This is a genomic window from Streptomyces sp. P17, from assembly GCF_032436805.1.
Lineage (GTDB): Bacteria > Actinomycetota > Actinomycetes > Streptomycetales > Streptomycetaceae > Streptomyces.
In genome coordinates, this window is sequence record NZ_JAVRBF010001342.1 from 1 (window position 1) to 244 (window position 244).

The following is a 244-nucleotide window of genomic DNA, read 5'->3' on the forward strand; positions in this document are numbered from 1 at the left end:
GGCCCGGCGGGATGGTATCGCCGAAACGCTGGCTCCACGTCGCCTTCACCTTGTCGCGGATCATGCCCTCGATTTTCGTGCGGAAGGTGGACCTGTCGTAAACCCAGTCGTCTGGCAGCGAGAAAGTCGGCGCGCCCATGCGCTGGCGCACGGCTTCCTGCACCTTGTCGCGGATCGCGGCCTGTGTTTTCTTCTCCGCCATAAAGGTCTTGCGGTCGGGAATATCGGAGCGGTAGCCGCTGCG

General features: G+C 63.5%; 1 protein-coding gene. It reads right to left on the minus strand.

What is annotated here, in order from left to right:
• The coding region (locus tag RMT89_RS44910) for a hypothetical protein (RefSeq protein WP_315889512.1) at positions 1-244 on the minus strand (244 nt) is incomplete at both ends.